1 tRNA gene and 1 rRNA gene are annotated in these 816 nt (G+C 56.7%); both read right to left on the bottom strand.

Annotated elements, in window-relative coordinates:
• A 23S ribosomal RNA gene (locus ACJYUO_RS21850) occupies positions 1 to 384 on the bottom strand; the annotation flags it as partial.
• A 223-nt stretch (positions 385 to 607) separates the two neighbouring features.
• Positions 608 to 679 (bottom strand) — tRNA-Ala (locus ACJYUO_RS21845).
• Positions 680 to 816: the final 137 nt, after the last annotated feature.

Below are 816 nucleotides of genomic sequence, written 5' to 3'. Positions count from 1 at the left end.
CTCTGGAACTGACTCGTCTCTTACTCGTCGACGGTACGGGACTGTCACCCTGTCTCGTGCTCTGTTCCAAGAGACTTCTCGTCGAGTTTCTGAGAGTGTTTGTCAGCCCGAACACCACATTGCCCGTAAGGGCTTCGGTTTGGACTGTGTCGCGTTCTTTCGCCAATACTAACGACATCGCGTTTGCTTTCTTTTCCTGTCGATACTAAGATGTTTCAATTCTCGACGTTCCCCATTGCGCGAAGCAATTGCGGTGGGGATTCCCATTCGGAGATCCCAAGTTCTTCGCCTCCGTGCGGCTCCCTTGGGCTTATCGCAGCTTGGCACGTCCTTCTTCAGCTCTCAAGCCGAGCGATCCACCAGCTGGCACAGTAGCCACGTTCATCGGATCGGCGTTGCGACAAAGTCGCAACATCGTGACCCGGGAACGGGTCCAGTGGACGCCTGGACTACACGTACACACGGTCTCATCTGCACGCCGGTAGACGGCCGGCCTGCATTAACCCTTCCCACTCGCACTTACGCGGAGTGGTGCATCAGTTTTCGTCGGATTAGATCAAAATCGTCTGCCCCACTTAAGGGGCACGATTCGATCTAATCCGAGCCATGGACCCACAGGGATTCGAACCCTGGGCATCCTCCTTGCAAAGGAGGCACTCTACCACTGAGCTATGGGCCCACGTCCATCCCGAGGGACGGACACAGCGTATCACGTTAGCCTTGGTAGTTCAAAGGTGCCCGATCGGCCACTCAATGGGTCGATCGAACGTGCACCGCGTGGCACACTGTGCCACGAGTTAGGGTGGGCCGGGGCGA

Source organism: Natrinema sp. CRL1 (assembly GCF_059162405.1).
The sequence above is the reverse complement of the archived record's forward strand: the minus strand, read 5'-3'. Positions and strand labels throughout refer to the sequence as shown.